This is a genomic window from Wolbachia endosymbiont (group A) of Nomada flava (genome assembly GCF_964027055.1).
Taxonomy (GTDB): Bacteria; Pseudomonadota; Alphaproteobacteria; order Rickettsiales; family Anaplasmataceae; genus Wolbachia; species Wolbachia pipientis.
In genome coordinates this window covers 52,649-79,128 of record NZ_OZ034725.1, presented here as the reverse complement: position 1 = coordinate 79,128, position 26,480 = coordinate 52,649, and the positions used below count along the sequence as shown (strand labels likewise).

Below are 26,480 nucleotides of genomic sequence, written 5' to 3'. Positions count from 1 at the left end.
TAAAGAAAGAATATTGAGGTAAGAGATGAGGAAAAAATATCCAACAGATTTAAGTAAAAGGGAATGGGCAAGAATAGAAAAACACTTCAGAGTATCGTACAAGAAAGGAGGAAGGCCACCAAAATACAGTAAGTGTGAGATAGTAAATGCAATTCTTTATATACTGCGCACAGGATGTCAATGGTGCTATTTACCACACGATTTTCCGCCGTGGAAGGCTGTGCATGAACAGTTTAGAAGATGGAAAAAGCAGGGAATTTTTGAGAAAATGAACTATGATATCACTAAATATAGTAGGTCAAAAATGGGAAGAAATGAGGAGCCGAGCGCATGCATAGTGGACAGTCAATCGGTAAAAACCACGGAAAAAGGGGGGTCAAAGGTTATGATGGTGCGAAAAAGGTAAAGGGGAGAAAAAGACATATAATCACAGATACTCAAGGATTTGTGCTTGGTTGCTATGTAGGAGCTGCAAGCGAAAATGACAGAGATGGGGTGAAGATGGCATTGGACGATATGAAGGAAAAATACAGCAATATTAAGAAAATGTGGGCTGATATGGGATACCAAGGAAAATATTTAAAGGATTACGTAAAGAGAGAATATGGGATAGATATTGAAATTGTCAAAAGGCCTCCATGTAGGTTTTGGGTGCATAAAGATACACCACTAGAACTATTGCCACAACGGGATCCTGGATTTTCAGTACAGCCGAGAAGGTGGGTGGTAGAGAGGACTTTTGCTTGGATCAATAGAAATAGAAGGCTATCAAAGGAGTACGATTTACTTACAACATCTACTGAAAGTTTCATATATCTGGCTATGAGTAAAGTTATGTTAAGTAGGGAATATGCTTGATTTACTGGTTTGTGGACAACCTCTAACTATTGCATTCCAGAACAATTTGATGCATCATTCTTTTTGTAAAAAACATTCCAAACTTTCTCTCCACTTTTTCTGGGTAAGGTCAATTAGTAATTAATCTTGAAATACTTACTGCTTTATCGTAAATGCTAAAACAATAAGCTATTGATATTCTTGTTTTTTTAATCTCTAATCCAGAATTCTGGTGAGAAATACATTTCCCCGCTTCGATTGGGTAAAATATGAATTTCTTCTACTAGGTTTTGATATTACATATGTGTACATCCCCATCATGAATGCTATTTTCGGTAAAATCTCTTGCAACGCTCAAAAGCAGAAAAACAAAAACTTGATTTTCTCAGCTAAATAGTGGACCATCAAAAGCACGCATAAATATCTACAATGAAAGAAAAAACTTTCACAATCATCGATGGCTATGGTTTTCTTTTCAGAGCTTACTATGTACTACCTCACTTAATTACCACAACAGGAATGCCAATAGGTGGTGTATATGGCTTTCTGAATATGGTTCTTAAGTACATTGCCCATTCGGACTACTTAACTATAGCACTTGATGCAGGGAAAAAGAATTTTAGGCACAATTTATATCCTGAGTACAAAGCGAACAGAGTAACGCCTCCTGAGGATCTAACTCCACAGTTCACCATACTGAGGGAAGCGGTAGAAGCTTTTAACCTCAGCTATGAAGAAATTGAAGGTTATGAAGCAGATGACATAATCGCAACACTAGCTGCAAAATACGCCAACCACCAAGACTTTAAAGTGGTAGTCGTTTCATCAGATAAAGATTTGTTTCAACTCTTGAACCACAATATTTTAATATTCGACCCCATTAAAAATATATATATAGATGAAAAACAAATAGTAGAAAAATTTGGTGTAAACTCACACAAGCTTCTTGATTTATTTTCTCTAACTGGTGATGCATCCGATAACATTCCAGGCGTTCCGGGAATAGGTCCAAAAACTGCCACTAAATTATTAGATGAATTTGATTCATTGAATAATATTATAGAGAACATTGATAACATCGAGCAAACGAGGATTCGTAATATTCTTACCGAACATAAGGAAAAAGCATTAATTTCAAGAGAACTTTTATCACTATGCGAAAAAGTAGACCTTCAACATGATATTGCAAAATATGAAGTCCATTCTCCAAATATGGAGAAACTATTATCCTTTTTAAAGAAGTATGAATTCAATTCCTTAATAGGGAAAGTGGAAAAGCTTTTTTCTTACAATGGATCTAGCACAGAAAAGAAAACAGAATATAGTAGTGAAGAGTTAGAGAAATTTTTAGAGCATTGTAGATACGAAGGCAGAATTGCAATTCATTACCACCTTGAAAACAATGTATTAAGTCTATCTTATAGCGAAAGTAATATTTTTTATATAGAGCAAGACAGCATACAAGATGCACTCATTACAATTAACTCAACTTTACTCTCAAATGGGGTGCTTAAAATAATACATAACATTAAAGAGATCAGGAAAATCTTTCCTGTAGTAGAGAAGATGCTAGATTCAGTTGATGATTTGATGATAATGTCGTATAGCTTGGATACAGGAAAGCATGATCACAGTATTCCAAACATAGTTGCACATAATTTGAGTGAAAATGCAGAAATTTTCTCGGCAAAAACTTTAATAGCGATTCATGAAAAGCTGAAACAAAGATTATTTCAGGAAAAATTGTTCACAATTTACGAGCGCTTCGATAAGCCACTTATGAAAGTAATATTTGATATGGAGAAAAATGGAATATTGCTAAATATTCAAAAACTACAGGAGCTATCCGATAAATTTCAGCAGGTAATTGCCGTGCTTGAAGATGAGATATATAACTTAGCAGAGGAAAGATTTAATATTGCGTCGCCAAAACAATTAAGTGATGTTTTATTTAATAAAATGGGGCTTAATAAAAAGAAAAAGTCAAAAAAATCTGGATCGTATAGCACCAATTATGAAGTTCTAGAGGCACTCGAAGAAGAAGGGGTAGAAATCGCAAGTAAAATCTTAAATTGGCGACATTTAAGTAAATTAAAAGGCACCTACACTGATGCACTAATAAAGCAAGTTGATTCCATTGATGGTAGGATACACACAAACTTTTCAACGACTGCAACTGCAACTGGAAGGCTGAGCTCCAGCAATCCTAATTTACAGAACATTCCTATCAGAAGCGAAGAAGGAAATCTCATTAGACAAGCATTCATTGCGCCAAAAGGGCATAAGATAATTTCTGCTGACTATTCACAAATAGAATTGAGACTCCTGGCACACGTTGCAAACGTTGCAGCATTTAAAGAAGCTTTTGCAAACGAACAAGATATTCACGATATCACCGCTAGGCAAGTTTTTGGAGTGCAAGAAATAGATGAGCAATTAAGACGCAAAGCAAAATCCATTAATTTTGGAATTATATATGGCATTAGCCCATTTGGTCTTGCAAAACGGCTTGGAATTACCATTGCGGAAGCTGCTGAATACATTAATTACTATTTTTCCTGTTACCCAGAAATAAAGGCCTATATGGAAAAAGCAGTGTCTATCGCAAGATTGCATGGTTATGTAGAAACTTTGTTTGGCAGGAGATGCTTTGTAAGAGACATAAACAATACAATTCCTTATATAAGACAATTTGCAGAAAGGGCAGCAATAAACGCACCACTGCAAGGCACCGCCGCTGATATAATAAAACGTGCGACGATTCAGCTTTTTGACCAATTAAAAGTAGGTAAAATAATCCTCCAGGTTCACGATGAACTACTGGTTGAAGTAGAAGACGAAAAGGTACAAGAAACAGCAAAACTTATGAAAGATATAATGGAAAATGCAATAGAAATTTCTATACCACTTGAAGTAGAAATAAAAGTTGGCGACAACTGGGGTCTAAATTCCCTTAATTATGACTTAAACATCGTGAATTCTAGGAGTATAAATCATTTGAACTAATACGAAAAATATGTTAGAATAGAACATAGCAAATGCAAATAGGTCAGCCATGACAGGCCCACAAGTAAAAAGTTCAAAACCTCCAAAGTTACCTAATGAAGGTGAGAAAACTTTTGAAAAAGAGGAACATCAGTTAATCTATCGTGCTTTCTTAGATATTTTAGAAAATCCAGAAACTCTAGAAAAGCAAACGAAACAGGAAATAGAAAAGAAGAAACAGAAATTGAAAGAAGAACTTTCAGATAAAGAAAAACAAAAATTACATCGTGATCTGGAGTCATTAAACAAACAATTAAAGCGATTACAGAATGGAAATGAAAAGAAAATTTTTACTTTTATATCAAAAAATCATGAAGGTATATTCAAGAAAATCAATCATGAAGATATAAAGTTACTAAGTGAAGAGAATTTTTCTCAGTTTTTACTTTCCGTATTTGAGAAAATTAGAGAGAAAAAATTAGCTAATGAGGAGAATCTCAAGAATGGTAAAATAAAAAAAGTAGTAGATGACTGTGTAGCTGATATACGCGGTACAGAAGCTAAAGATTCATTCATAAAGCTTCCCGGGTGGCTGTTTGGAATAAAGGTAGATCCTAAAAACTTTCTTGGCTCTTTTAAAGATGGGTTATTAGAGAATATACCATTCTTAGGTAAAGACAAAAAAGAGGAAGATGAACCACCACTTAGTGATGAAGAGATGGTAACAACGTTCTTAAGCAAGATCTTTTTTCCTGTCCTTCTTTCCACTATTCCAATGTTAATTTTTGGTCCTACTACACTCGGAGTAGTTCTTACTGCTATCGGCACAATATTTGTCGTAAAGAGAGGAGTTGAAGTTCTTTTTTCAAATAACAAAAAAGGTACTTTGTATGACCCTAGCTCACAAGATAAAGATGATACAGAAAAGAGAGCAAAATTGAATAAAAAAATTTGCGATGGTATCAATAAAATTTTAGGAACCCCAGTCGAGAAGGCTAAAGGGAGTGAGCAACCCATTTCTGTTTCTGAACAAATTTCCCAAGGAAAAGAAAAGAGTGAACAACAACCTGTTCCTGAGCAAATTTCCCAGGAAAACAACAGGGGAAACGAAGAAAGCAAACAGCAAGATCAACCTTGGACAAGAAAGGAAAACAAACGAAGGGAAGAAAACACAAGCAACAAACAAGCAGGGATTACCTAAGTTTGCCAAAAAGTGAGTTGTGTAAGAGGTCTGCTATTATTCTATAACGCATACAACAGGAGTATGATCAGACGGGTTTTCTAGCTTACGCAATCTATCATCTACGTAGCATGTTTCCAATTTATCTACAGCTTGTGGTGATAACAGCATATAATCTATTCGCATTCCTTGATTATTTCTGAGTGAATTGCCTTGATAATGCCACCAAGTAAATTGTTGCAAATTTGGGTGAGATATTCTAAACGCGTCTTTAAACCCAAGATTCAAGACTGCTCTTAACTTCTCACGTTCTTTTATATGAAAGCACACTTGGCCATTCAATAAATTTGAATCAAAGACATCAATTTCATCCGGTGCAACATTATAATCGCCAGCTATAATAGTTAACTCTTCATTCTTTAACAAAGTGCTCATCCTTTCATATAGATTATCAAAAAACTTGAGTTTATATTCAAATGCTTGAGAGTCCAGGCTTTGACCATTTGGCACGTATACACTTCCCACCCTTATCTTACTATTGGTATACTTTATCACACACTCTATATAACGTGCTTCTTGATAACCTTCTACGATATCAATCTTAAACTTCTCCAATATTGGATATTTAGATAAAACACAAACGCCATTTCTTGCAACTTGTCCATAGATAGCATATTCATATCCTAACTTTTCTATCTCTGCATAAGGAAATTGCTCTTCCGTACATTTTATCTCTTGCAGCAAAACTATATCTATCTGACTATCAACTATAAAACTACAAAGTTGGTTAACTCTTTTACGTATGGAGTTTACATTCCAAGTTGCAATCTTTAGCATCAGCAATCCTTATTAATTATATCAATTAAACTCTCCCCAGTAGGCAACCTCGATGTTATAATTTTTTTCCATTTGATTAACTTTAAACTATCAGCAATGTTCTTACTCATGGTATATGCAACTGCATTATTCATCACATGAGATAGCCCACTTTTTAGAACTAATGAACAAAATATCCTTGCTGTCTGTGAGGAAAAAAAAGCAACACTATCAATTTTACCATCCAATAGTAAATTTTTACACCTATTAGTTAGATTCCTTTTTATAATTGTTTTATAGAGTACAACTTCTCTTACGTTGAAATCTTCTTCAGATAATCTCTTTTTTAGGTCACATGATACTTCTTGTCCCCTTATATATAAGAACTTTATTGCGTTTGAATAATGAGCTTTTATAAATGATATCAGATCATCAACGTTGCTGTCTGCTGAGATTATATCAGAAAATCCCAAATTTTTTGCAGCCTGCATGGTTGAATTACCAACTGTAATAATCGGAAAGTCATCCTCTTTGCATATTTGACTAAAAGCCTTTACACTGTTTTTACTTGTAGATATCACAACGTCAAATTCGTACGCAGATATATCAGGATTTAAGTACTTTATTGTGAATACTGGTTCTATAAAAACTTTGTATCCATACTTTCTCAATATATTTCTTGTATTGAACGAGTCCAATAAAGGCCTCGTTAATAAAATAGACTTCATTCTGATTTATTTCACTACTAGTAAAATAGTACCCTTTATACACAAATTACTGAATAAAAACTTTTATTTTGATAGCTTGAGCAATTATTCAAGTAATTGATGTGGAAGTAGGAGTACTAAGCGCTCCTACCCCAATAAGCCCACAATTTCTGCTTACACTTTTTTGACGCTAATTACGTTGAACTCTTTTGAATGGCTTCCTTCAGTGGAATTATATAGCTAATATTCCTGTATAAGTTAAATAAGTTAATACTTAAGCTGCTCCTGCAACTAGGGAGTGGTCATCAGTAGGTTTTTCTGCCTGTGGTTCGCTAATCATAGTTCGAACGATATTAGCTGCCATAATAGCACAGCCTAGAATAAAAAAAGGCGTAGAAACAAAATAAATAACAGAAGACTCAAAAAGCGACATAGATGCAATACCTCCTATTAGAAATGAAGCACTGGATGCTATATCAAGACAGATCTTTGTTGGTTTTTTTTGTCCTGCTACACCAAGTTGCTTCTGTAGAAAATGATCCTTTAATGACCATATATTTAAAGCAAACGAAAGTGCACTTAATATAGTGCCGGCAATACTAAAATACAGACTTAAGACAGGAATATTCAAGACCAATGCCGCTATGTATCCAATGAAAGAGATAGTAGATAGTGTAGTAACTAAGCGTTTTGAATAAGTTCGTACCTTCTTTCTGTGGGCTAACTTATTTTTTTCATCATACATAGCATAAATATTACCTAATATGTTATATTATAGCATTAATTAATTCAACAAGCAATATAGAAGCTAAGAGTGCCCGAGAGAAGACTTGAACTTCCACAACTTAAAAAGTTACTAGCACCTGAAGCTAGCGCGTCTACCAATTCCGCCACCCGGGCTTTTTATAGTTTACTATGTTAAAGTTAAATAATATACTTAAACAATTTTTAGTTCAAAGGTAATGCCAAATCTAGATCAAATATTTTTTGCTAAAAACAATGTTAATATTAATAACGTATATAAAATAGTCAATAACGCTTTGAGCAATAGCGATGGTGGTGAGCTGTTTCTAGAATTTTGCCAGTCGGAGTCCTTGGTTTTTGAGGATAACATATTAAAACACATGGACTTGAATACTAGAAGGGGATTTGGTTTAAGGTCTTTTTGTGAAGATAGTACATCTTTCGTTTGTTCTTCTGAGATCAGCGAAAAAGAAATTAGTAATGCTGCTTCTATGGTAAAAAGCTCAGTGTCTTTAAACAAGACAAATTCAATAAATTTAAACGAAGAGACAAAAAGCCTATATTCGAGGATTAACCCTATAAATGAAATGGATCTGAATTCAAAGATTAAACTACTCAATGAGGTTAACGAATATATAAGATCTAAAAATAACTGCGTGAAGCAAGTAAAAATAACTTTAAGTGGAGAATGGCAAGTCGTACAAATAATAAAGGGTGATCACAGATTAAGCGATATCAGGCCTCTGGTACGTTTCAATGTGCTAGTCATTGTAGAAAAGGACGGCCGTACCGAAAGAGGTTCTGCAGGGCATGGTGGAAGGGACCCTTATAGTAAGTTTATTTCTGAGAAAAAGTGGAAAGAAGTTGCAAACCAAGCGTTAGAACAAGCACTGGTAAATCTTGAAGCAATTCCAACTCCAGCCGGAGAAATGACAGTCGTTTTAGGTCCAGGATGGCCAGGAATATTGTTACACGAAGCCGTGGGTCATGGACTTGAGGGCGACTTCAATCGCAAAAAAGTCTCAGCATTTTCAAATTCTATGGGTAAACAAGTAGCAGCTAGTGACATCACAGTAGTTGATGACGGAACTCTGCCTAATTTGCGTGGCTCTATCAGCGTAGACGATGAAGGCACTCCACCCAGTTATAATATATTGATAGAGGATGGGATCCTCAAAGGATACATGCAGGATCATATGAACGCTAAACTCATGGGTGTGAATCCAACTGGTAATGGTAGAAGAGAAAGTTATAAAAAAGTTATTATGCCGCGCATGACAAACACCTATATGCTGCCTGGAAAACATACACCGGAGGAAATAATATCTAGCGTAAAGAAAGGTCTATATGCAGTAAACTTTGGTGGCGGGCAGGTTGATATAACGTCAGGAAAATTTGTTTTTTCGTCTTCGGAAGCTTACCTAATAGAAAATGGCAAAATTACACAGCCAGTAAAAGGAGCAACACTAATTGGTGATGGGCCAAAAGTGCTAAAAAAAGTATCCATGGTTGGCAACGACTTAAAGTTGGACCCCGGTGTTGGCACATGCTCAAAAGATGGACAAAATGTGCCCGTTGGAGTTGGTCAACCAACACTCAAAGTCGACGCAATAACTGTTGGTGGAACTGAGATATAGATAAGGGCTAAAACGGATTCCAGCGCACGGCGCACAGCTGTACAAACATTGTGATTTGGAAGCAATTGCCACCAGTAGGGTGTCATCCCAGTGTCTGGGCACTGCCTTTGTGTTTGAGGCAAAACTGGCTATAACATTTAACACACTGCTTTCGCAAATAAATGTTCGTACAGTTATGTGTCAGCTACTTGGATGACACTTTTGTACTTGATGCAAGATTATATCTTGAAAAAATTAAGTTTTAATGCTATAAAATAATTGTAAATTTTGTCTCCGTGGTAGCTTTATGAATGTTGAAAGTAAAAAAATACATGATACTAAAATAAAATTACCAATATTTCTTGATTATCAATCTACTACTAAAGTGGATCCCCGTGTTTTAGAGGTGATGATACCTTACTTTGGTGAGTTCAGCAATACACACTCTCGCAGCCATTCATTTGGTTGGACTGCTGAAGAAGCAGTGGAAAAAGCAAGGAAACACATCGCTGATCTGGTGAACGCAGATAGCAAAGAAATTATCTTTACCTCAGGTGCAACTGAGTCAAATAATACAGCAATCAAGGGCGTTGCTCACTTTTATAAAAATAAAGGAAATCATATAATAACTGTCTGCACGGAGCATAAGTGTGTTCTGGATTCTTGTCGGCATCTGGAAAATGAAGGCTTTAAAGTTACATATTTGCCTGTTAAGCAAAACGGAATTATAGATTTATCAAAGCTTGAGGAAGCAATTACTGATAAAACAATCCTGGTTTCAGTGATGATGGTAAATAATGAAATCGGAGTAATTCAGCCTGTCAAAGAAATTGGTGTAATATGTAGAAAGCATAATATATTTTTCCACACAGATGCAGCTCAAAGCTTTGGAAAAGTTCCAATTGATGTTAATGAGATGTGCATTGATCTTATGAGTCTCTCTAGCCACAAAATTTATGGACCTATGGGAATAGGCGCATTATATGTACGTAGAAAGAATCCTCGTGTTAGGCTGATACCACTAATTAGTGGTGGTGGACAGGAAAGAGGCATGCGTTCTGGAACAGTTCCAACACCTCTTGCAGTTGGTTTTGGTGAAACGGCACGTATTGCTAGAGAAGAAATGAAAAAAGAAACAACTAGAGTGGAAAAATTAAGGGATATTTTGTATAATAAGATAAAAGAAGCGTTTCCTGATATCGTTTTAAATGGTGATTATGAAAATAGAATTCCTGGCAACCTAAACTTGAGCTTTCCCTATGTTGAGGGTGAGTCTCTCATCATGGCAATCAAGGATTTAGCAGTAAGTTCTGGCTCTGCGTGCACGTCTGCGTCTCTTGAGCCTTCCTATGTCGTACGGTCGCTAAATAATGGCCATGACCTTGAGCATTCATCAATTAGATTTGGCCTAGGCCGATTTACAACTAAAGAAGAAGTTTTGTATGCAGCAGATCTTGTTGCTAAAAATGTTGGCCGACTGAGAGAAATGAGCCCACTTTGGGAGATGGTACAAGAAGGAGTAGATTTGAACACCGTGAAATGGGACTCTCATTAAATGTATCCGTTCCAACTGCAAATGCACTTTGAAATTACTCTGTAACCGTTCACACTTAATTCTGCAATTCTTCAATCTCACTAATAGAAAGGCCAGTAAACTTAACAATAGTGGTAACATCAACATTATTAGCCAGCATTGCTTTTGCGACTTCAATTTTCCCTTCAATTTTGCCTTCCTCTTTACCGATTTTGATGCCTCTTTCTTCGCCAATTTGGATGCCTTTTTCAGTAGCAAGATCAAGTCTGTATTCAAGAATGGCTTCTTCTTTGCGTAGATCCATTATTCTTTCTTCATACGCTATTAGATCTTTTTCATTCCAGCTAAACCTGTCTCATTCATCGTAGGCTAACTTTATTATTGGTGCTTTTTCTGCTATTTTCCTTAAGTCTTCTTCCGTAGTTTCATCTGCATATTTGAAGAAAAATAACCAACGATCCACTATGCTTGCTAGCTGTTCTTCCTTATTCTTAGGAAATTTCGGTAGTTCAATAAATACAAATTGAAAATCTTTTAAGTCATGCTCATTGGTTTTCTCATCTCTTATAGTGTGGCTGGATATATAATCAACTTCTTCAGGAAGTAAGTTACAATTTGATATAGCAATAAAGAAGACTTTCTTTAAATCAATGTAGTTGCCAGATTTATCTAATTGTCTTGAGTAAGCCTTAGCAGCATACAGTTGAGCTCGTTTTTCGAAGCCTTTGTCGCGAGTGAGCTGCATTTCAATCACATACCTGGCCCCACTAGAATCCCTGCAAAGAACATCAACTATACTTTGCTTATCAGATGCAATTTCAGGATCCATTATAGTACTGAGGAATTCCACTTCTTGTATAGTATTTATCTCGGTAAATCCTAAAATATCATTCAAAAAATGTATGAGAATATTCTTATTTTTTTCAGTGCCAAATATTTTTTTGAAGGTCAAGTCCAGCTTAGGGTCGAGAAACTTAGATAAAGCCATAGCCAAAGTGCTTAAAAATATTAATAATTATACACACAATTATTCAACCATATTTTTGAAGATAGCTATAGCTATGCCGCCGCGAACCGTCATACCGCGATTCATTCGCGGTATCTCGGCATAGATTCCGCTAACTAGTAGCGGAATGACGATTGTGCATCGTGCTTTGCTAAAAAAAAATCACAGAATACAGTCTGGTTACATTACTCTAGCTATACGCAACAACTTTACTTTCAACAACTTTATTAGCAATAATACGACTTTCATAATCAATATTTATTATATCAGATAGTGAATTAATATCAGTATAACTACCAAAACTTTCCATTGTTGATTCCACTACCTCTACTATTTTTAAAAAGCCGATTCGTGACTTCAAAAATTCATTAACAGCTATTTCATTTGCAGCATTGAGCACAATACTGTTTGTTTGTGAAGCAGAAGAGTTTAACACTGCCATGCTAAGCTTTAGCGCAGGAAAACGCTTATGGTCTGGTTCTTGAAAGGTCAATTTTCCTTGCTTTGTTAAATCTAATTTACGATTTAAAGCTGATCTTTCCGGCCAAGACAAAGCATATGAAATGGGAATTGCCATGTCAGTCTCTGCAAGCACAGCAAAGTTGAACCCATCCTTATAAGTTACAATTCCATGTACTATTGACTCAGGATGCACTATTGCTTCAATTTTATCCGGGCTGATGTTAAACAAGTTATGTGCTTCTATTATCTCTAGTGCCTTATTCATCATTGTTGCGCTATCAACCGAGATTTTCTTTCCCATATTCCAAGTGGGGTGACTAAGCGCCTGATCTACCATGACATTTCTTAATTGCTCAGAACTATAATTTAAGAATGGTCCACCAGAAGCAGTAAGTATGATCTTTTCTATGCATTTGTCGTCATTTTGCAAAATTTGAAAAATTGCGTTGTGCTCAGAGTCAATAGAGATTATTTGTACGTTTTTTTCTTTAGCTTTTTTAAGTAATAACTTTCCACCGCAAACAATGCTTTCTTTATTTGCTAATGCAATGACTTTGGTACCGCTTTCTATAACCTCCATAACTGGCTCAAGGCCTGCAATGCCAACTATTGCAACAACTGAGAGATCAACAGGTATGGTAGCAATATTTGTAGCACCAATTGCTATTTTTACATCTGTACCAAGTAGATTTTCTTTTAAATCTTTGTAAAACCTTTCATCGGAGATAGCAACGTATTTTGCATTCAGCAGTTTTGCTTGGTGTGCCAGTAGAGCAAAGTTCGAATGGGCACTTAGTGCTTCCACTTGGTATTCTTCTTTTCTCTTTGAGAGCAAATCTACAGTCTTTTTTCCAACACTTCCTGTTGACCCTAAAACTGAAACCTTTTTCACTAAGACAAACTCATGTTAATTATAACAACAGCAACTTTTCTTATTAGGCCTTCTCGCATACTATTCAGCAGTTTTTAAGCGTTTAACCAAGTTCATGCCCGTGGTCATCACCAACAGATGGTGAAGGACCAGGTGAAAAAGATTGACCATGGTGATCACCTGCATCATGCATGTCTTGCAAACCATCAGCATTATGAGCTATTTCGTTATTGGCATGAGGGTAATCATCTGAGTGATGTCCATCATCACCATGAGCCATGTCCATTCCTTCTGATGGCATATCTTCCCCACCTCCACCTGAAAAATATTCTGCAAGGCCTTCAAGAAGTTTTATGCCAAACATATTACCTGACTTTCCAAACAGTGTTACTAAACTACTGCCACTCACCAAACTTTCAAACACATTATTATAAGCAGCAATCGCCCCTTCATGAAAGTTGAACAACCATTTCATTCCATCCACGACTGTTGAAACAGAGTCACTGTGACCAAGACCAAAACCACTTTTCTCACCAGCGGCTTCTTGGTGTTGTTGCTGCGCTTGCCATTCTGCAATATTTGGACCTTGAGCTTCACTCATAAATTTTTACTCTCAACCTTAAGCTATTATTTTATCACAAATATTGCAAAATATCAATAGAGCTTTTGAATATATAACTAATACAAACAATTCTGTTATCTGATATAGGGCCCAGTTTGAAAAAAATCTGAATTCCAATGTCCACTACCTTTTACAAAGTTAAAACTTAAAAATATGACTGTTAGCAATAGTGTATATATCTTTAGCTATATATAATGAATGAATTTTTTTATATATTCGTTATTAGTATTTTGTATTTCCTGAACAGTTCCATGGGAAATGATCTCCCCTTCATATAATACTGCTATTTTATCAGCTATTTTAAATGCGCTATGAATATCATGTGTAATCGTGATAATTGTAGGGTTAAGATCTCTAGATAATTTTATTATTATCTCGTTTACTATATCTGACATAATTGGGTCCAATCCTGAAGTTGGTTCATCCAATATGATGATTTCTGGGTTGTGTGCAATTGCCCTTGCAAGTGCCACTCTTTTTTTCATTCCACCTGATAGCTCTATTGGAAACATATCTGCTATATTTTCTTCCAATCCAACATCATTTAGCTTTTCAATTGCTAGCTGTTTTGCCTCCTTTTTGCTGATATTAAAGCGTTTTTTATAATTAAAAGATATATTTTCCCACACTGTAACATAGTCAAATAAAGCGGAATTTTGAAATAAAACCCCAAATTTATTTTTGCTTTTACTATTTATTTTAATAGACCCTGAGTCTGGTGTCAGCAAGCCAATGATTATTTTTGTTAATACAGATTTGCCGCTTCCTGAGCCGCCAAGTATGACTAATGATTCCCCTTTTGATATATCAAGATTTAGATCTTTTAGTACTGTCCTGTCATCAAAAGATAAGCTTAAGTTCGATATTGATATTATGGGGTTACGCATGTATCAAAGTAATCATGTAGTTTGCTAAAATGATCAGTATGGACGATAAAACAACAGTTGATGTTGTAGCAACACCTACTCCTCGTGCACCTTCTTTGCAATGGTAACCGTAATAGCAACTTGAGACAGAAATTATGGCGCCAAAAGCAGTTGCTTTAGCTAGCCCAGTTACAAAATCGTACGTATTAAAGAACTGAGCTGTGTATTTAATGTATATATTTAGATTGTGGTTAAATTCGAAGACTGCAGTGACATATCCTCCAAATATTCCTATTAGATCTGCACATACTGTAAGTATGGGAAATACTATGATTGACGCTAAAATCCTTGGTGCAATTAAATATTTGAAAGGGTTAATGTTCAAAGTTGTAAGGGCATCTATTTGCTCGGTGATGCGCATCGTACCAATTTCTGCTGCAACTGATGATCCAACCTTTCCTACCATTATTAAGCTGATCAAAACTGGTCCTAACTCTTTAATGATAGTGATCGTAACAAGTTTGGGTATTATCTGTTCTTGGTTAATTAATGGGTCACTCAAGCTACTTTGTAAAACTATCGCCGCTCCTATAAAAACTCCAGTGAGCCCAACAATTGGCAGAGAGAAAAAGCCTATCTCTATAATTTGTCTTGCTACGTTGCTAAAATAATATGGCGGCACAAGGCAGTGGTATAGAGATTGAATAAAAAATATGAATGCACTACCAAGCCTTAACAAAAAATTGATAAAGTACCTACCAATTATCCTAACACTATTTATATCAAAAAAGCTCACTTTGTATTCATTTTAGCTAGAGGTTAGTCTTACTGATTTTATTAAAATTTTTATTAACTTTATCGCAAAGTATAGCTGAGATATGTTTTAAGTTCAACATACTTGATGTTTTAATTTAAAGCTCATATAGCTAACCCAAGAAAGGTTTCCCTACGTCATACCGCCACGGTATCCACAACTGTACGAACGTTGTAGTTTGGGAGCAATTCCCACCAGTGGGGTGTCATCCCAGTGCCCAGACACTGGGATCCAGCTTCTATGCAACTTAATTAAAAACGTTTGTTTTAGCGTAAGACAACTACCTTTAGCTCATCAGCTCAGTTATAAGCAAAATTTCTGGATTCCAGTGTCAAGCACTGGAATGACATCATCTGTTGTGCAATTTACCTTCAAAAATGAATGTTCGTACAGCTATGGATTCACTCGCGGTATAGATTCCGCTAACGAGTAGCGGAATGACGGTTTTTCAAATTGTAGAGCCACTTTAGCTATAGAACTCAATTACATAAGCAAACCTTACTTATTTTACTATCCCTGTTTACTTCCTGTAAAAAACATGTTACTAATGTATTGTATTTTGTAGTAGAATGGAGGAAATTTTGGCAGTTCCAAAAAGAAAAAAGTCAAAGTCAAGGCGTAATATGCATCGTTCTCATCATGCTATTCAGCCTAAGAATATTGTGGTGTGTTCAACAACTGGGGAATTCATGTTGCCTCATAACGTAGCAGTTGATGGCAGTTACAAAGGAAAACGGGTTTTCATCAAGCAACAGGCAGAGTGACTATTATGATATGTTACCTACGGTCAATAATAATATAGTTATTGCACTTGACGCTATGGGGGGCGATTTTGCGCCTCTTTCCGTAATTCAGGGTGCTGGTTTTTTTTTAGACAACCTTGTTGACCCAGGCATTAAAGTTTTTTTTCATATTTATGGAGATAAGGAAGAAGTATCTCCTTTGCTTTCAAAATATAAAAAAGTCAGTAACAATTCTGAGTTTACTCATTGTTCTGACAATGTTCTTGCAAATGATAAGCCATCTTTTGCACTGAGGCATCGTAAAGACTCAAGTATGAAAGCTGCCATTGAGGCAGTAAAAAAAGGTAAAGCTTTCGGAGTGGTGTCTTCAGGCAACACCGGAGCATTGATGGCAATTTCCAGATTTATTTTAGGAACATTACCAAATATTTATCGTCCTGCTATTGTCTCTATCTGTCCAACTAAGACAAAAAGCTTCGCTTTGCTTGACCTTGGTGCAAATGTTGATTGTAATGCCGATTCGTTATTCCAATTTGCATTAATGGGTAGTATATTTGCAAAAATAGCATTAAAAATTGACAATCCTGAAGTTGCTTTGCTAAATATCGGTACAGAAGAAGTTAAAGGTAATGACTCAGTGCGCGGCGCTTTTGAGTTGCTTAAAAACGCTTCTGGCATTAATTTCAAAGGATATATAGAGGCAAGTGAATTTTTAGAGGGTAATATAGATGTGATTGTTGCTGATGGTTTTGTTGGCAATGTAATGCTCAAAACGGCTGAGGCAACCGCTAGTACCTTTATCAATCTAATAAAGCAGGAAGTATTCAACTCGTGGATAGCGAAAATGCTTGTTGGTATATTGTTAAAATCCAAACTAAATAAAGCATTAACGCGTTTTAATCCCCAAATTAGAAGTGGAGCTATGTTTTTAGGGCTGAATGGTATCATCATTAAAAGTCATGGAAATTCTGATGCTATTTCTTTTGCCCATGCCATAAAATTTGCAGTAAATGCAATTAGTGAAAATTTAAATCAAAAGATAATTAACGGGGTAAGTCATATTGAATAAAAGTTTCATATTAAGCACTGGATCTTACCTACCAAGAAAAATGTTGAGTAACAACGAAATTGCATCGATAGTTGAGACGAGCGATGAATGGATAAGGCAGAGAACAGGAATAGTTCAAAGGCATATAGCAGATGAAGGAGAGTTAACATCAGACTTAGCTGTAAATGCAGCAAGAAATGCTATAGAAAAAGCTAAAATTTCAGTAGATGAAATTGATTTAATCATAGTTGCCACAACAACGCCTGATAAAACTTTTCCTAGCTGTGCAACGATTGTACAAAGTAAGTTAAAATGTAAAAACGCATTTGCTTTTGATGTACAAGCAGCATGCTCTGGTTTTATATATGCAGTTACAATCGCAGACTCGCTTATCAAATCTAACAATAGCATTAAATGTGCGCTCGTTATTGGCGCTGAAATAATGTCTAGGATTGTTGACTGGGAAGACAGATCAATTTGTGTACTCTTTGGTGATGGTGCTGGTGCAGTGATAATAAAATCAGAAATGGGTAGCAACGGCATCATATCAACAAACTTACACTCTGATGGCAATGTGGACATACTATGTACGAACGGAGGGATATCCTCAACTGGTGATTCTGGAAAAATATGCATGAATGGAAGAGAAGTGTTTAAACATGCAGTGGATAAGTTAACAGCCTCAGTAGAGGAAACTCTGAAATGCAATAATTTGAAAATCACTGATATTGACTGGTTAATTCCCCATCAAGCAAACATTCGTATTATTGAAGCAGTAGTAAAGAAATTAGATTTTCCTATAGAGAAAGTGATTAATACCGTTGATAAGCATGCAAACACCTCAGCGGCATCAATTCCACTGGCCTTAGACTATGCAATACAAGAATCAAAAATAAAATCAGGAAATCTGGTACTGCTGATTTCAATAGGTGCAGGCCTGACCTGGGGTTCCGTGTTGCTGCGCTATTAAACTTCCTGCATTACCTCCTGTCACCCAACTCGTAGAACATCACAGGTTGCACCCATAAGGCACAGCCCATAACTGTACGAACATTGTGATTTGAGTCCACCAGATCCGAGTAGCCCTTCGTTGTCATCCGAGTAGCCCCTTTCTCGTCATCCCGCTACGTGTTAGCGGGATCTCATTTCACTTTATGAGGGTTGTCATCCCAGCACCTCTTTTCCCGTCATCCCGCTAACAAGCAGCGGGATGACGAGTTACTATACCGCTGCGAACCGTCATACCGCGATTCATTCGCGGTATCTCAAAGCCGCTAACAAGCAGCGGGATGACGGTTGTCAGGCCAGTGCCTCTACGATGTCATCCCAGTGCCCAGACACTGGGATCCAGGAAAGTTTGCTTGTAAACAAGCAAACTAGCATAGAAAAACGTTTTCGATGAGATTATATGGAAAACTGGATTCCAGTGTCAAGCACTGGAATGACACCATTTCCATGAATATTGCTCTTAATTTGTAACTAACCTAAGCCATAAATATTAAGAAATTTACCAAATGAAAAAAAAGGCAAAAGAAGCCCCGTGGTTATTATCCGCTTTAAAATATTGGCGTTTTTTATGTTTTAAACGCTTGACAAGCGAGATTAAGCTGCTTTTAATTACAACTAACCTACGCTGCAAGTGTTTAAGAAATTTACCAAGCAGAAAAAAAGACAAAGAATCCCCGAGTTAGCTAGTCTTTTACTATCTTTGTCGAGTATTGGCATTTTTTGATGTCTTGTAACGCTTTGTAAGCGCGTTCAGCTTATTTAGATAAAAATCTAGATGTAGATGAAGTTTTGTAAAGACATACAGTATCTATATACTGCAAAAAATTGAACATAAGACGCCGATACATTAAGTAATCCTTACCTTTTAATCTGCAGATTGGCGAAAGCAAATACAATAGCTTCACTGTCATGATAAGGGGGCCGGCGAAGGGTGTCAAGCAAGTTTTTCTTTTCCATGGATTCCCTTTGAAGTTGAATATTGAAAATTGACTGGAGAGTTGTGGATTACTTTGTATATGTCATGACAAGCCATTGCGCTCTCGGCAAAACCACTTAATATTAACTTTAGTTTGCCTGAATAAGTAGCTATATCTCCGATTGCATATATTCTATCCCTACTGGTTTTTAAGGTAGCCGGATCAACAACTATGCGGCCATGTTCTAACTGTATACCCCAATTGTTTATTGGACCAAGATTCATTGACAGTCCAAAAAATGGCAGCAAAAAATCAGCGGATATTTCTTTTTCTTCCTTAGAGGCAATGTTTTTTACTATCACTGCGCTCAACTGCCCATTACCTCCTGCTAGTTCGTGTAATTGATATGGCACTACCAGTTCTATCTTTCCATCATTTTCAAGTGATTCTAATTTATTTCTAGTTTCAGGAGTGCAGCGAAATTCCTTTCTCCTATGTATCACATAAATTTTCTTTGCAACTTTAGAAAGTTCTACAGTCCAATCAGCTGCAGAATCACCCCCCCCTGCAATGACTATAGTTTTGTCCTGAAAATCGGAAATTTTATTTACACTATAAAATACAGATTTATTTTCATATTCTAATATACCACTTAAGGGTGGACGGTTAGATTCAAACATTCCGTTACCTGCAGCAACAATAATGGCTTTGCATTTTACCTCTGTACCTATGTTCGTTATGATAGTAAAGTTTTCACCTTCGTTATTTGAAATCTTTTCCACTTTTTGACTTAAATGGTAAACAGGCCCAAATGGTGAAGCTTGCTCCATTAGTCGCTCAATTAATTTTTGGGCAGTAATTACAGGATAACCAGGTATATCATATATTGGCTTTTCTGGGTAAAGAGCTGTGCATTGTCCTCCTGCTTGATCCAAAACATCTATTATATGACATCTCATATCAAGCATTCCCGCTTGAAAAGCAGTGAATATTCCAACAGGCCCTGCACCTATTATTACGATATCGGTTTCCATATTCAGATGGTGATCTATTTATAGATATTAGCTTTCTTTGCTAACAAGGTCAATTTACAAAGGGATGTATTTTTAAAAGATGTGGCTAGATTAGACAAGATTTCCAGCGTTATGAACCACATAGTCCAAATAAGCTCTAAAAATCAGCTAGCATAGCGAGATGCTGTGCGGACGGAATGGGATTCGAACCCATGGTACGCTCATCACGTACGTCAGTTTTCAAGACTGGTGCCTTAAACCGCTCGGCCATCCGTCCATTTCTTTTCTATCACAACATTTGATTTTAAGCAATCTATAAAAGCTTTACTTGCCCACGCAAAAGTTGCTAAATATACTGTTCAATATTTCCTCAACATTAATAATTCCAATCACCGCACCAAGTTCAAATGCAGCAAGCCTCAAGTCTTCAGATATCAACTCAATTGGATTATCGATATTAAAACGTTGTAAATGTTCCAGTGCCTTCTTCATGTGATTCCTATGTCTTTGCCGAGTAATCACAGGAGTGTCTCTATCATGCCCAAATTTCTCCTCTGCCTTCTCTTTTATGAGGGAGATCAACTTGTTTGTACCTATTCCCTTTAAAATAGAAATAGGTAGAAAATCTACATCGCCAACCAGTATATTTTTTTCACTAACTGCATTGTCAGCTTTGCTCAGAACATAAATGGTGTCATTTTGGTCTGATGTCATTCCAGTGCGTGACACTGGAATCCAGCTTATCTCATCATGAACATTGTTTTCAGCACATGTTTCTAGAATCCATTGTCTATTGCATAATTTGCAAGTATTTTTATATCTGGATCCCAGTGTCAAGCACTGGGATGACACCGTTTGTTGATTACAATATTTGCATAGTTGTGTGTCAAGCACTGGTACTACAGATGGTATATTGCCTGTGGCTTGATAATTGACATCGTGTCGTTGTTCAAAAGGAAATAGTTCTATTCTTAAATCAGCTTCAAAAGACCTCTTTTTCGCTCGACTTATACCTTCTGATTCTATTGGATCTGAACTCTCACGAATTCCAGCAGTATCAGAGAGAATGATTGGGTATCCACCAATGTCAATATGAGCTTCAAGTATATCTCTTGTTGTGCCTGCATATTCAGAAACAATAGCAATATCACGCTTGGCTAAGAAATTAAACAGAGTTGATTTACCGACATTTGGTTTACCAGTTATTACAACATGTAAACCCTCACGCAACCTTTCACCCCGTCTATTATCATTTAAATGCTCTTGTATCAACCGCACAAGAGCTCGCACTTCATTATTAATTTTTTCCAATTCATTTTTTTCTGTCCAAACATCCTCTGGAAAGTCTATATATGCTTCGATTTTGGATTGTATCGTTATTAATCTTTGCCTCCAATTGCTGTATAGTCTCTCCAATTCTCCTGATATCTGCTTAATCGCTTGTTTAGCTTGCATTTTCGTCTCAGCATCAATTAAGTCTGCAATCCCTTCTATTTGAGTTAAGTCAAATTTACCATTTAGAAAAGCCCTAAGTGAGAATTCTCCAGGCCTGGCCATAACGAAAATTTTTGATAATTCCTCCAAGATGATTTTTATAACTGCCTTGCTTCCATGCACTTGTAACTCTATAACGTCCTCGCCAGTGAAACTGTTTGGAGCAGGGAAATAGATGATTATTCCATTATCTATCAATTGACTGGAATCATCATATAGATCAACTAAAGTAGCAAATCTTGGTTTAATTTCTTTCTTAATATGAAAATGATTTAAAGCTTTAAGCGCGTAATTGCCTGAAATTCTGATTACTGCAACTCCTGACTTACCAAATACGGTCGACAAAGCGAAAATAGTTTCATTTGTGTTTATCATTATTTATATAAACTACTTAGCAATATTACACTTAAGAAACCAAAATACCTAATTTGAAAATATTCAAAATTTTTATCTATCTTGCTAGTTTATATTAATGCAGTACTATCATACTAGTGAATGTATTATATAGAAAAGCTGTAAAAGTCACCCAGGTGAAAATATTTATTTTGAAAACTGATAATATGATTTATAATGACTGACACAAGTTTTAAATATTTTATGCTCAAGAAATTAGCTTGGTACTGGTCTTTTGTAGAGTTAATTAAAGGGTTTGTTATTACATTAAAATATATGTTTAAGCCAAAGGTTACTTTGAGGTATCCTATGGAGAAGGGCCCTTTAAGTCCAAGGTTTCGTGGTGAGCATGCGTTGCGTAGGTATCCAAACGGTGAAGAACGATGCATAGCTTGTAAATTATGTGAAGTTATCTGCCCTGCTCAAGCAATAGTTATTGAAGCAGAGGAAAGAGAAGACGGTAGTCGCCGCACCACGCGCTATGATATTGATATGACAAAATGCATATACTGCGGACTTTGCCAAGAGGCATGTCCAGTTGATGCAATTGTTGAAGGTCCTAACTTTGAATTTGCTACTGAAACAAGAGAGGAGCTAATGTACAATAAAGAAAAGTTATTGCGTAATGGTGAAGTTTGGGAAGACGCAATTGCACTCAGGTTAAAAAAGAATAGGCCTTATTATTAATGTTCAGAGCTTATAACCCTGTTATCCATTATGATTTAGGGGCAGTGCCCACTAGGGGTGGTGTCATCCCAGTAGCTGATACACAACTGTACGAACATTTGTTTGCGAGGGCAGTATGTTAAATGTTATAGCCTGTTTTGCCTCAAACACAAAGGTGTCATCCCAGTGCTTGACACTGGGATCCAGTAAAATTGATTGTGAACAAGCACACTATACAACATTTTCAATGAAATTACAAAAAAGCTGGATTCCAGTGTCAAGCACTGGAATGACACCATTTGCTGTGCAATTTACCTTCGAAAATGAATGTTCGTATGGCTATGTGCGTGACACTGGGATGACACCGTTGGAAGAAGCAAACCGCCTTCAAGCTACATGTCCGTATAGGTTTATTTATGGTTAGGATTACTTTTTCAACCGAACAAAAAGTAAAAGAATACAGTGGTAAAGTTACTGGTTTTGATATACTACAGCCGAATGTTTTAAAGGAAGCAGTTGCATTGAAAGTAAATGGTGAGTTATATGATCTCTCACGTGAAATTGAATCTGATACAGAGATAGAGGTAATACAACTGAGTGACGAAGCGGGTTTAGATATAATAAGGCATGATGCTGCTCACATAATGGCGCAGGCAGTGAAAGAGCTATTTCCTAATACTCAGATTACTATCGGCCCAACAATTCAGGACGGTTTTTACTATGATTTTGCTACAGATCGTACCTTCACTACGGATGATCTGGCTGCAATAGAAAAGAAAATGAAAGAGATTGTAAAAAGTAATCACAGATTTGTTCGAGAGGTTTGGACTCGCAAGCAAGCAGTTGATTTCTTTAGTGGTATAGGCGAAAAATACAAGGTTGATATTATCTCATCCATACCAGAGAGTGAAAACCTAACTGTTTATAGACAAGGCGATTTTGTAGACCTATGCCGTGGTCCGCACTCACCATCAACCGGTAGAGTTAAAGCGTTTAAACTTATGAAAGTAGCGGGTGCATACTGGCAAGGTGATGCAAAGGGCCCAATGTTGCAGCGAATATATGGCACAGCATGGAGAAATAAGGATGAATTAAACGCTTACCTTGAGTGCCTCAAAGAAGCAGAAAAACGTGATCACCGCAAAATTGCTAAGGATATGGATTTATTTCACATCCAAGAGGAAGCTGTTGGGCAGGTTTTTTGGCATGAACAAGGATATATTCTATATAATGTTCTTGAGTCTTACATCAGAAAGAAGCTAATAAATAATGGCTATTTTGAGGTAAAAACTCCTATTTTAGTAAGTAAAGAGCTGTGGGAAAGATCTGGACATTGGGATAAGTTTCGTGAAAATATGTTTATTGTTGACGAATCTGAGAATAAAAAGTTAGCAATAAAACCCATGAATTGTCCTTGTCATGTGCAGATTTTTAATTCTCACACCAGGAGCTACCGTGATTTACCAATACGTATGGCAGAGTTTGGCACATGCCATAGAAATGAAAGCTCAGGCTCATTGCACGGACTGATGCGAGTGCGTGGTTTTACGCAAGACGATGCACACATTTTTTGTATGGAAGAACAAGTGAATTCTGAGACTATAAAGTTTTGTGACCTTTTAAAAGAAGTATATTCAGAGCTTGGATTCAATGAAATTTTTGTGAAATTTTCAGACCGTCCAGATATTAGAGCAGGTAATGATGAAGTGTGGGATAGAGCTGAAAAAGCGCTGCTTGAAGCCGTTAAAGAAGCGGGCTTGAGTTATGAACTGAGCCCTGGTAAAGGTGCATTTTATGGTCCAAAGTTAGAGTTCGTTTTGAAAGACGCAATAGGCAGAAATTGGCAATGTGGAACATTACAAGTTGATTTCATTTTACCAGAACGTCTGGGAGCTTTTTATATAGGGGCAGATGGGCACAAGCATCACCCTGTCATGTTACATAGGGCAATTCTTGGGACTTTTGAGCGTTTTATCGGAATTTTGATAGAAAATTATGCAGGAAAATTTCCAGTTTGGCTTGCTCCAACGCAACTTGCTATTCTGACCATTACAAATGAAGCTGACGATTACGCCACAGAAATTAGCAATATTTTAAAAGAACAAGGTGTGAGAGTCAAGACTGATTTGACCAATGAAAAAATTAGTTATAAGATACGTTTGCATAGTTCAAACAAGGTTCCTATATTGTGGATTGTAGGCAAAAATGAAGTTACAAGTAAAACTGTGTCAGTAAGAAATTTAGGATCGGAAAGACAGGAGTCTTTTTCTTTGGAGAAGGCTATTGAATTGTTGTTAAAAAGTATTAATTTGAATTAAGGGAGTTAAAGTTTGCAAGTTAAAAAGAACAATAAAAACAGAATTAATGGATTCATCACAGCTAAGGAGGTACGCTTAGTTGATCATAGTGGTGAAATGGTCGGAATCGTGCTAATAGAACGAGCTTTGGAGCTTGCACAGGGTGTTGGTTTAGACTTGGTAGAAATTGCACCTGATTCAACCCCTCCAGTATGTAAAATTCTGGATTATAGCAAACAAAAGTATGATATAAAAAAGAAAGCAAGTGAAGCAAAAAAGAAACAAAAAACATTAACTATAAAAGAAATTAAACTGGGTCCCAATATTGGTGATCACGATTACGGAACAAAATTGCGTCAAGCAAGAGACTTACTTGCCCACGGACATAAAATTAAAGTCACAATGAGATTTAGAGGGAGAGAGCTTATAAACACTGAAGTTGGACTGGAAAAATTAGAACGGCTAATTCGAGACACTGAAGATATTGCAAAGGTAGAATTGGCACCTAAAAGAGAAGGGAATCAATATTTTTTAGCTCTGGTTGCTAAGTAGCAAAACGGCTTAAGAAGTATAAGTAAAGTTAAACTATCGCTCTCTCTTTGATAACATGGCGAAAATGTCTTATTAATCCTTGAATCGGCCAAGCTGCAGCATCGCCAAGCGCGCAAATTGTATGTCCTTCTATTTGAGTTGTAAGGTCAAGCAGCTTATCTATTTCATCAGGCTTAATATCTCCTGCCACCATCCTCTTCATAATCCTCCACATCCATCCAGTACCTTCACGGCATGGTGTGCATTGTCCACAGGACTCATGCATATAAAAGTGTGATAACCTCTCTATTGCAGCTATTATATCAGTTGATTTATCCATCACTATTACAGCAGCAGTACCAAGCCCTGATTGTGCAGTTCTTAATGAATCAAAATCCATTTCAATAGTATCACATATAGATTTTGGAATTAATGGCACTGAAGACCCACCAGGTATTACAGCAAGTAAATTATCCCAACCTCCTTGCACTCCACCTGCGTATTTTTCAATTAATTCACGTAATGGAATTCCGAGCTCTTCTTCAACATTACACGGGTTGTTTACGTGCCCTGAAATACAAAAGACCTTGGTACCAGTATTATTTGGTTTACCAAGAGATGCAAACCATTCTCCTCCGCGATTCAGAATATCTGGAACCATGGCTATAGTTTCAACGTTGTTTATTGTGGTTGGGCAGCCAAAAAGTCCAACACCTGCGGGAAATGGAGGCTTCATGCGAGGAAAGCCCTTTTTTCCTTCAATTGATTCAAGTTGAGCTGTTTCTTCTCCACATATGTAAGCTCCTGCACCCCTATGGATAAACACATCAAGATCATAACCTGATTTGCAGGCATTTTTTCCAATTAAGTTTTCTTTATAGGCTTCCTCAAGTGCTTTTTTTAGAACTAAATATTCATTATAAAATTCACCCCTGATATAAATATACGCAACTGATGCGCTGATCGCTCTGCTGGCCAGGAGAATTCCCTCAAGTAACTTATGTGGCTCATATCGCAATATATCTCTATCTTTACATGTACCAGGTTCTGACTCATCTGCATTGACTACTAAATATGCTTTTGGGAGATTTTTGGGCATAAAGCTCCACTTAAGGCCGGTGGAAAATCCTGCACCCCCTCGACCTCTCAAACCAGATTTCTTTACTTCATCAATGATCTTTTCTGATCCTAAATCCAGTAACTCCTTTGTTTTTTGCCAGCTACCACGTTTTTTTGCACCCTCAAGTAGTGGAGTTCCTTTACCATTTAGGTTGGTGAATATTTTGTCTTGTTCTTTTAGCATGTTTTTC

26 protein-coding genes, 2 tRNA genes and 1 pseudogene are annotated in these 26,480 nt (G+C 36.5%); 16 read left to right on the top strand and 13 right to left on the bottom strand.

Features of this window, described 5'->3' with window-relative positions; genetic code table 11:
* Nucleotides 1-25: 25 nt before the first annotated feature.
* From AAGD70_RS00460 to AAGD70_RS00450, 3 genes are all read left to right on the top strand, one after another.
* A protein-coding gene (locus tag AAGD70_RS00460) for an IS5 family transposase (RefSeq protein WP_341814070.1) occupies nucleotides 26-858 on the top strand; the annotation gives its coding sequence in 2 pieces (ribosomal slippage) (nucleotides 26-392 and nucleotides 392-858; 834 coding nt in all).
* A gap of 408 nt (nucleotides 859-1,266) precedes the next feature.
* Nucleotides 1,267-3,843 carry a DNA polymerase I gene (gene polA / locus AAGD70_RS00455; protein WP_065094661.1) on the top strand — a complete coding sequence of 859 codons (2,577 nt, stop codon included), beginning with the start codon at nucleotides 1,267-1,269 and terminating at the stop codon, nucleotides 3,841-3,843.
* Nucleotides 3,844-3,892: 49 nt separating this feature from the next.
* On the top strand, nucleotides 3,893-5,023 hold the full coding sequence (locus tag AAGD70_RS00450; RefSeq protein WP_065094660.1) for a hypothetical protein: 1,131 nt from the start codon (nucleotides 3,893-3,895) through the stop codon (nucleotides 5,021-5,023).
* Between the two features lie 36 nt (nucleotides 5,024-5,059).
* Here AAGD70_RS00450 and AAGD70_RS00445 read toward each other — a convergent pair whose 3' ends face one another.
* The 4 genes from AAGD70_RS00445 to AAGD70_RS00430 form a co-directional block, all read right to left on the bottom strand.
* Nucleotides 5,060-5,839 (bottom strand): exodeoxyribonuclease III, encoded by a 780-nt coding sequence (locus AAGD70_RS00445; RefSeq protein ID WP_065094659.1) that lies wholly within the window; start codon nucleotides 5,837-5,839, stop codon nucleotides 5,060-5,062.
* Entirely contained in the window at nucleotides 5,839-6,546 is a 708-nt protein-coding gene (locus tag AAGD70_RS00440) for a uroporphyrinogen-III synthase (protein ID WP_065095285.1), read from the bottom strand. Before AAGD70_RS00440 ends, AAGD70_RS00445 begins: the two co-directional genes overlap by 1 nt.
* A gap of 253 nt (nucleotides 6,547-6,799) precedes the next feature.
* Nucleotides 6,800-7,270, bottom strand: coding sequence for a hypothetical protein (locus AAGD70_RS00435; RefSeq protein WP_065095286.1), 471 nt, complete (start codon nucleotides 7,268-7,270; stop codon nucleotides 6,800-6,802).
* Nucleotides 7,271-7,340: 70 nt separating this feature from the next.
* Nucleotides 7,341-7,425, bottom strand: a tRNA-Leu gene (locus AAGD70_RS00430).
* 62 nt (nucleotides 7,426-7,487) lie between these two features.
* Between AAGD70_RS00430 and tldD the strand changes: the two genes are divergently transcribed.
* The 3 genes from tldD to AAGD70_RS00415 all read left to right on the top strand — a co-directional run bounded on the left by tldD (nucleotide 7,488) and on the right by AAGD70_RS00415 (nucleotide 10,440).
* The gene (tldD, locus tag AAGD70_RS00425; RefSeq protein WP_065094657.1) at nucleotides 7,488-8,906 is read left to right on the top strand and encodes a metalloprotease TldD; all 1,419 of its coding nucleotides are present in this window, start codon (nucleotides 7,488-7,490) and stop codon (nucleotides 8,904-8,906) included.
* A gap of 55 nt (nucleotides 8,907-8,961) precedes the next feature.
* Entirely contained in the window at nucleotides 8,962-9,102 is a 141-nt protein-coding gene (locus tag AAGD70_RS00420; protein ID WP_156517969.1) for a hypothetical protein, read from the top strand.
* A gap of 90 nt (nucleotides 9,103-9,192) precedes the next feature.
* On the top strand, nucleotides 9,193-10,440 hold the full coding sequence (locus AAGD70_RS00415) for an IscS subfamily cysteine desulfurase (protein ID WP_065094656.1): 1,248 nt from the start codon (nucleotides 9,193-9,195) through the stop codon (nucleotides 10,438-10,440).
* A 55-nt stretch (nucleotides 10,441-10,495) separates the two neighbouring features.
* Here AAGD70_RS00415 and AAGD70_RS00410 read toward each other — a convergent pair.
* From AAGD70_RS00410 to AAGD70_RS00390, 5 genes and pseudogenes are all read right to left on the bottom strand, one after another.
* Nucleotides 10,496-11,407 (bottom strand): annotated as a pseudogene (locus AAGD70_RS00410) (Rpn family recombination-promoting nuclease/putative transposase).
* A gap of 208 nt (nucleotides 11,408-11,615) precedes the next feature.
* On the bottom strand, nucleotides 11,616-12,779 hold the full coding sequence (dxr, locus tag AAGD70_RS00405) for a 1-deoxy-D-xylulose-5-phosphate reductoisomerase (RefSeq protein WP_065094655.1): 1,164 nt from the start codon (nucleotides 12,777-12,779) through the stop codon (nucleotides 11,616-11,618).
* Nucleotides 12,780-12,861: 82 nt separating this feature from the next.
* Entirely contained in the window at nucleotides 12,862-13,359 is a 498-nt protein-coding gene (locus tag AAGD70_RS00400; RefSeq protein WP_065094654.1) for a hypothetical protein, read from the bottom strand.
* A gap of 206 nt (nucleotides 13,360-13,565) precedes the next feature.
* Complete coding sequence (locus AAGD70_RS00395) at nucleotides 13,566-14,267, bottom strand: ABC transporter ATP-binding protein (RefSeq protein ID WP_065094653.1); 702 nt, start codon at nucleotides 14,265-14,267, stop codon at nucleotides 13,566-13,568.
* Complete coding sequence (locus AAGD70_RS00390; protein WP_065094652.1) at nucleotides 14,260-15,042, bottom strand: MlaE family ABC transporter permease; 783 nt, start codon at nucleotides 15,040-15,042, stop codon at nucleotides 14,260-14,262. The genes AAGD70_RS00395 and AAGD70_RS00390 overlap by 8 nt, the downstream gene beginning before the upstream one ends.
* 196 nt (nucleotides 15,043-15,238) lie before the next feature.
* On the opposite strand from AAGD70_RS00390, the gene AAGD70_RS00385 reads away from it, so the two are divergent.
* The 5 genes from AAGD70_RS00385 (at nucleotide 15,239) to AAGD70_RS00365 (ending at nucleotide 18,253) form a co-directional block, all read left to right on the top strand.
* Nucleotides 15,239-15,493, top strand: coding sequence for a hypothetical protein (locus AAGD70_RS00385; RefSeq protein ID WP_156517970.1), 255 nt, complete (start codon nucleotides 15,239-15,241; stop codon nucleotides 15,491-15,493).
* 148 nt (nucleotides 15,494-15,641) lie between these two features.
* Nucleotides 15,642-15,824: a 50S ribosomal protein L32 gene (rpmF, locus tag AAGD70_RS00380; RefSeq protein ID WP_065094662.1), complete on the top strand. Its 183-nt coding sequence runs from the start codon at nucleotides 15,642-15,644 to the stop codon at nucleotides 15,822-15,824.
* Nucleotides 15,825-15,834: 10 nt separating this feature from the next.
* Entirely contained in the window at nucleotides 15,835-16,872 is a 1,038-nt protein-coding gene (plsX, locus tag AAGD70_RS00375) for a phosphate acyltransferase PlsX (protein WP_065094651.1), read from the top strand.
* Complete coding sequence (locus AAGD70_RS00370; RefSeq protein ID WP_065094650.1) at nucleotides 16,865-17,821, top strand: beta-ketoacyl-ACP synthase III; 957 nt, start codon at nucleotides 16,865-16,867, stop codon at nucleotides 17,819-17,821. Before plsX ends, AAGD70_RS00370 begins: the two co-directional genes overlap by 8 nt.
* 240 nt (nucleotides 17,822-18,061) lie before the next feature.
* Nucleotides 18,062-18,253, top strand: a complete 192-nt coding sequence (locus AAGD70_RS00365; RefSeq protein WP_156517971.1) for a hypothetical protein — start codon at nucleotides 18,062-18,064, stop codon at nucleotides 18,251-18,253.
* A 540-nt stretch (nucleotides 18,254-18,793) separates the two neighbouring features.
* Here the strand turns inward: AAGD70_RS00365 and AAGD70_RS00360 are convergent.
* The 3 genes from AAGD70_RS00360 to mnmE form a co-directional block, all read right to left on the bottom strand.
* Nucleotides 18,794-19,810, bottom strand: coding sequence for an NAD(P)/FAD-dependent oxidoreductase (locus tag AAGD70_RS00360; RefSeq protein WP_065094373.1), 1,017 nt, complete (start codon nucleotides 19,808-19,810; stop codon nucleotides 18,794-18,796).
* Nucleotides 19,811-19,978: 168 nt separating this feature from the next.
* A tRNA-Ser gene (locus AAGD70_RS00355) sits at nucleotides 19,979-20,066 on the bottom strand.
* A 47-nt stretch (nucleotides 20,067-20,113) separates the two neighbouring features.
* Nucleotides 20,114-21,658, bottom strand: coding sequence for a tRNA uridine-5-carboxymethylaminomethyl(34) synthesis GTPase MnmE (gene mnmE, locus AAGD70_RS00350; RefSeq protein WP_065094374.1), 1,545 nt, complete (start codon nucleotides 21,656-21,658; stop codon nucleotides 20,114-20,116).
* Nucleotides 21,659-21,880: 222 nt separating this feature from the next.
* Here mnmE and nuoI point away from each other — a divergent pair, with 222 nt between their 5' ends.
* The 5 genes from nuoI to infC are packed head-to-tail and all read left to right on the top strand — an operon-like array spanning nucleotide 21,881 to nucleotide 25,191.
* Entirely contained in the window at nucleotides 21,881-22,363 is a 483-nt protein-coding gene (nuoI, locus tag AAGD70_RS00345) for an NADH-quinone oxidoreductase subunit NuoI (RefSeq protein ID WP_038199316.1), read from the top strand.
* A complete protein-coding gene (locus AAGD70_RS00340; RefSeq protein WP_255322257.1) occupies nucleotides 22,363-22,485 on the top strand; it encodes a hypothetical protein in 123 nt (40 codons plus the stop codon). The genes nuoI and AAGD70_RS00340 overlap by 1 nt, the downstream gene beginning before the upstream one ends.
* Nucleotides 22,479-22,766 carry a hypothetical protein gene (locus AAGD70_RS00335; RefSeq protein ID WP_049973587.1) on the top strand — a complete coding sequence of 96 codons (288 nt, stop codon included), beginning with the start codon at nucleotides 22,479-22,481 and terminating at the stop codon, nucleotides 22,764-22,766. The genes AAGD70_RS00340 and AAGD70_RS00335 overlap by 7 nt, the downstream gene beginning before the upstream one ends.
* Entirely contained in the window at nucleotides 22,759-24,660 is a 1,902-nt protein-coding gene (gene thrS, locus AAGD70_RS00330) for a threonine--tRNA ligase (protein WP_065094375.1), read from the top strand. The genes AAGD70_RS00335 and thrS overlap by 8 nt, the downstream gene beginning before the upstream one ends.
* Nucleotides 24,661-24,672: 12 nt before the next feature.
* Nucleotides 24,673-25,191 (top strand): translation initiation factor IF-3, encoded by a 519-nt coding sequence (gene infC / locus AAGD70_RS00325; protein ID WP_065094376.1) that lies wholly within the window; start codon nucleotides 24,673-24,675, stop codon nucleotides 25,189-25,191.
* A gap of 28 nt (nucleotides 25,192-25,219) precedes the next feature.
* On the opposite strand, the gene nuoF is transcribed toward infC, so the two are convergent.
* Nucleotides 25,220-26,473, bottom strand: a complete 1,254-nt coding sequence (nuoF, locus tag AAGD70_RS00320; RefSeq protein WP_065094377.1) for an NADH-quinone oxidoreductase subunit NuoF — start codon at nucleotides 26,471-26,473, stop codon at nucleotides 25,220-25,222.
* Nucleotides 26,474-26,480: the final 7 nt, after the last annotated feature.

Coding starts and splice junctions, on each gene's coding strand:
- plsX (WP_065094651.1), top strand. CDS start 15,835: ATGTTACCTACGGTCAATAATAATATAGTTATTGCACTTGACGCTATG.
- nuoF (WP_065094377.1), bottom strand. CDS start 26,473: ATGCTAAAAGAACAAGACAAAATATTCACCAACCTAAATGGTAAAGGA.
- AAGD70_RS00445 (WP_065094659.1), bottom strand. CDS start 5,839: ATGCTAAAGATTGCAACTTGGAATGTAAACTCCATACGTAAAAGAGTT.
- AAGD70_RS00360 (WP_065094373.1), bottom strand. CDS start 19,810: ATGGAAACCGATATCGTAATAATAGGTGCAGGGCCTGTTGGAATATTC.
- AAGD70_RS00415 (WP_065094656.1), top strand. CDS start 9,193: ATGAATGTTGAAAGTAAAAAAATACATGATACTAAAATAAAATTACCA.
- AAGD70_RS00450 (WP_065094660.1), top strand. CDS start 3,893: ATGACAGGCCCACAAGTAAAAAGTTCAAAACCTCCAAAGTTACCTAAT.
- tldD (WP_065094657.1), top strand. CDS start 7,488: ATGCCAAATCTAGATCAAATATTTTTTGCTAAAAACAATGTTAATATT.
- nuoI (WP_038199316.1), top strand. CDS start 21,881: ATGCTCAAGAAATTAGCTTGGTACTGGTCTTTTGTAGAGTTAATTAAA.
- AAGD70_RS00335 (WP_049973587.1), top strand. CDS start 22,479: ATGTTAAATGTTATAGCCTGTTTTGCCTCAAACACAAAGGTGTCATCC.
- polA (WP_065094661.1), top strand. CDS start 1,267: ATGAAAGAAAAAACTTTCACAATCATCGATGGCTATGGTTTTCTTTTC.
- AAGD70_RS00440 (WP_065095285.1), bottom strand. CDS start 6,546: ATGAAGTCTATTTTATTAACGAGGCCTTTATTGGACTCGTTCAATACA.
- AAGD70_RS00395 (WP_065094653.1), bottom strand. CDS start 14,267: ATGCGTAACCCCATAATATCAATATCGAACTTAAGCTTATCTTTTGAT.
- thrS (WP_065094375.1), top strand. CDS start 22,759: ATGGTTAGGATTACTTTTTCAACCGAACAAAAAGTAAAAGAATACAGT.
- AAGD70_RS00365 (WP_156517971.1), top strand. CDS start 18,062: ATGACGAGTTACTATACCGCTGCGAACCGTCATACCGCGATTCATTCG.
- AAGD70_RS00340 (WP_255322257.1), top strand. CDS start 22,363: ATGTTCAGAGCTTATAACCCTGTTATCCATTATGATTTAGGGGCAGTG.
- mnmE (WP_065094374.1), bottom strand. CDS start 21,658: ATGATAAACACAAATGAAACTATTTTCGCTTTGTCGACCGTATTTGGT.
- AAGD70_RS00435 (WP_065095286.1), bottom strand. CDS start 7,270: ATGTATGATGAAAAAAATAAGTTAGCCCACAGAAAGAAGGTACGAACT.
- AAGD70_RS00400 (WP_065094654.1), bottom strand. CDS start 13,359: ATGAGTGAAGCTCAAGGTCCAAATATTGCAGAATGGCAAGCGCAGCAA.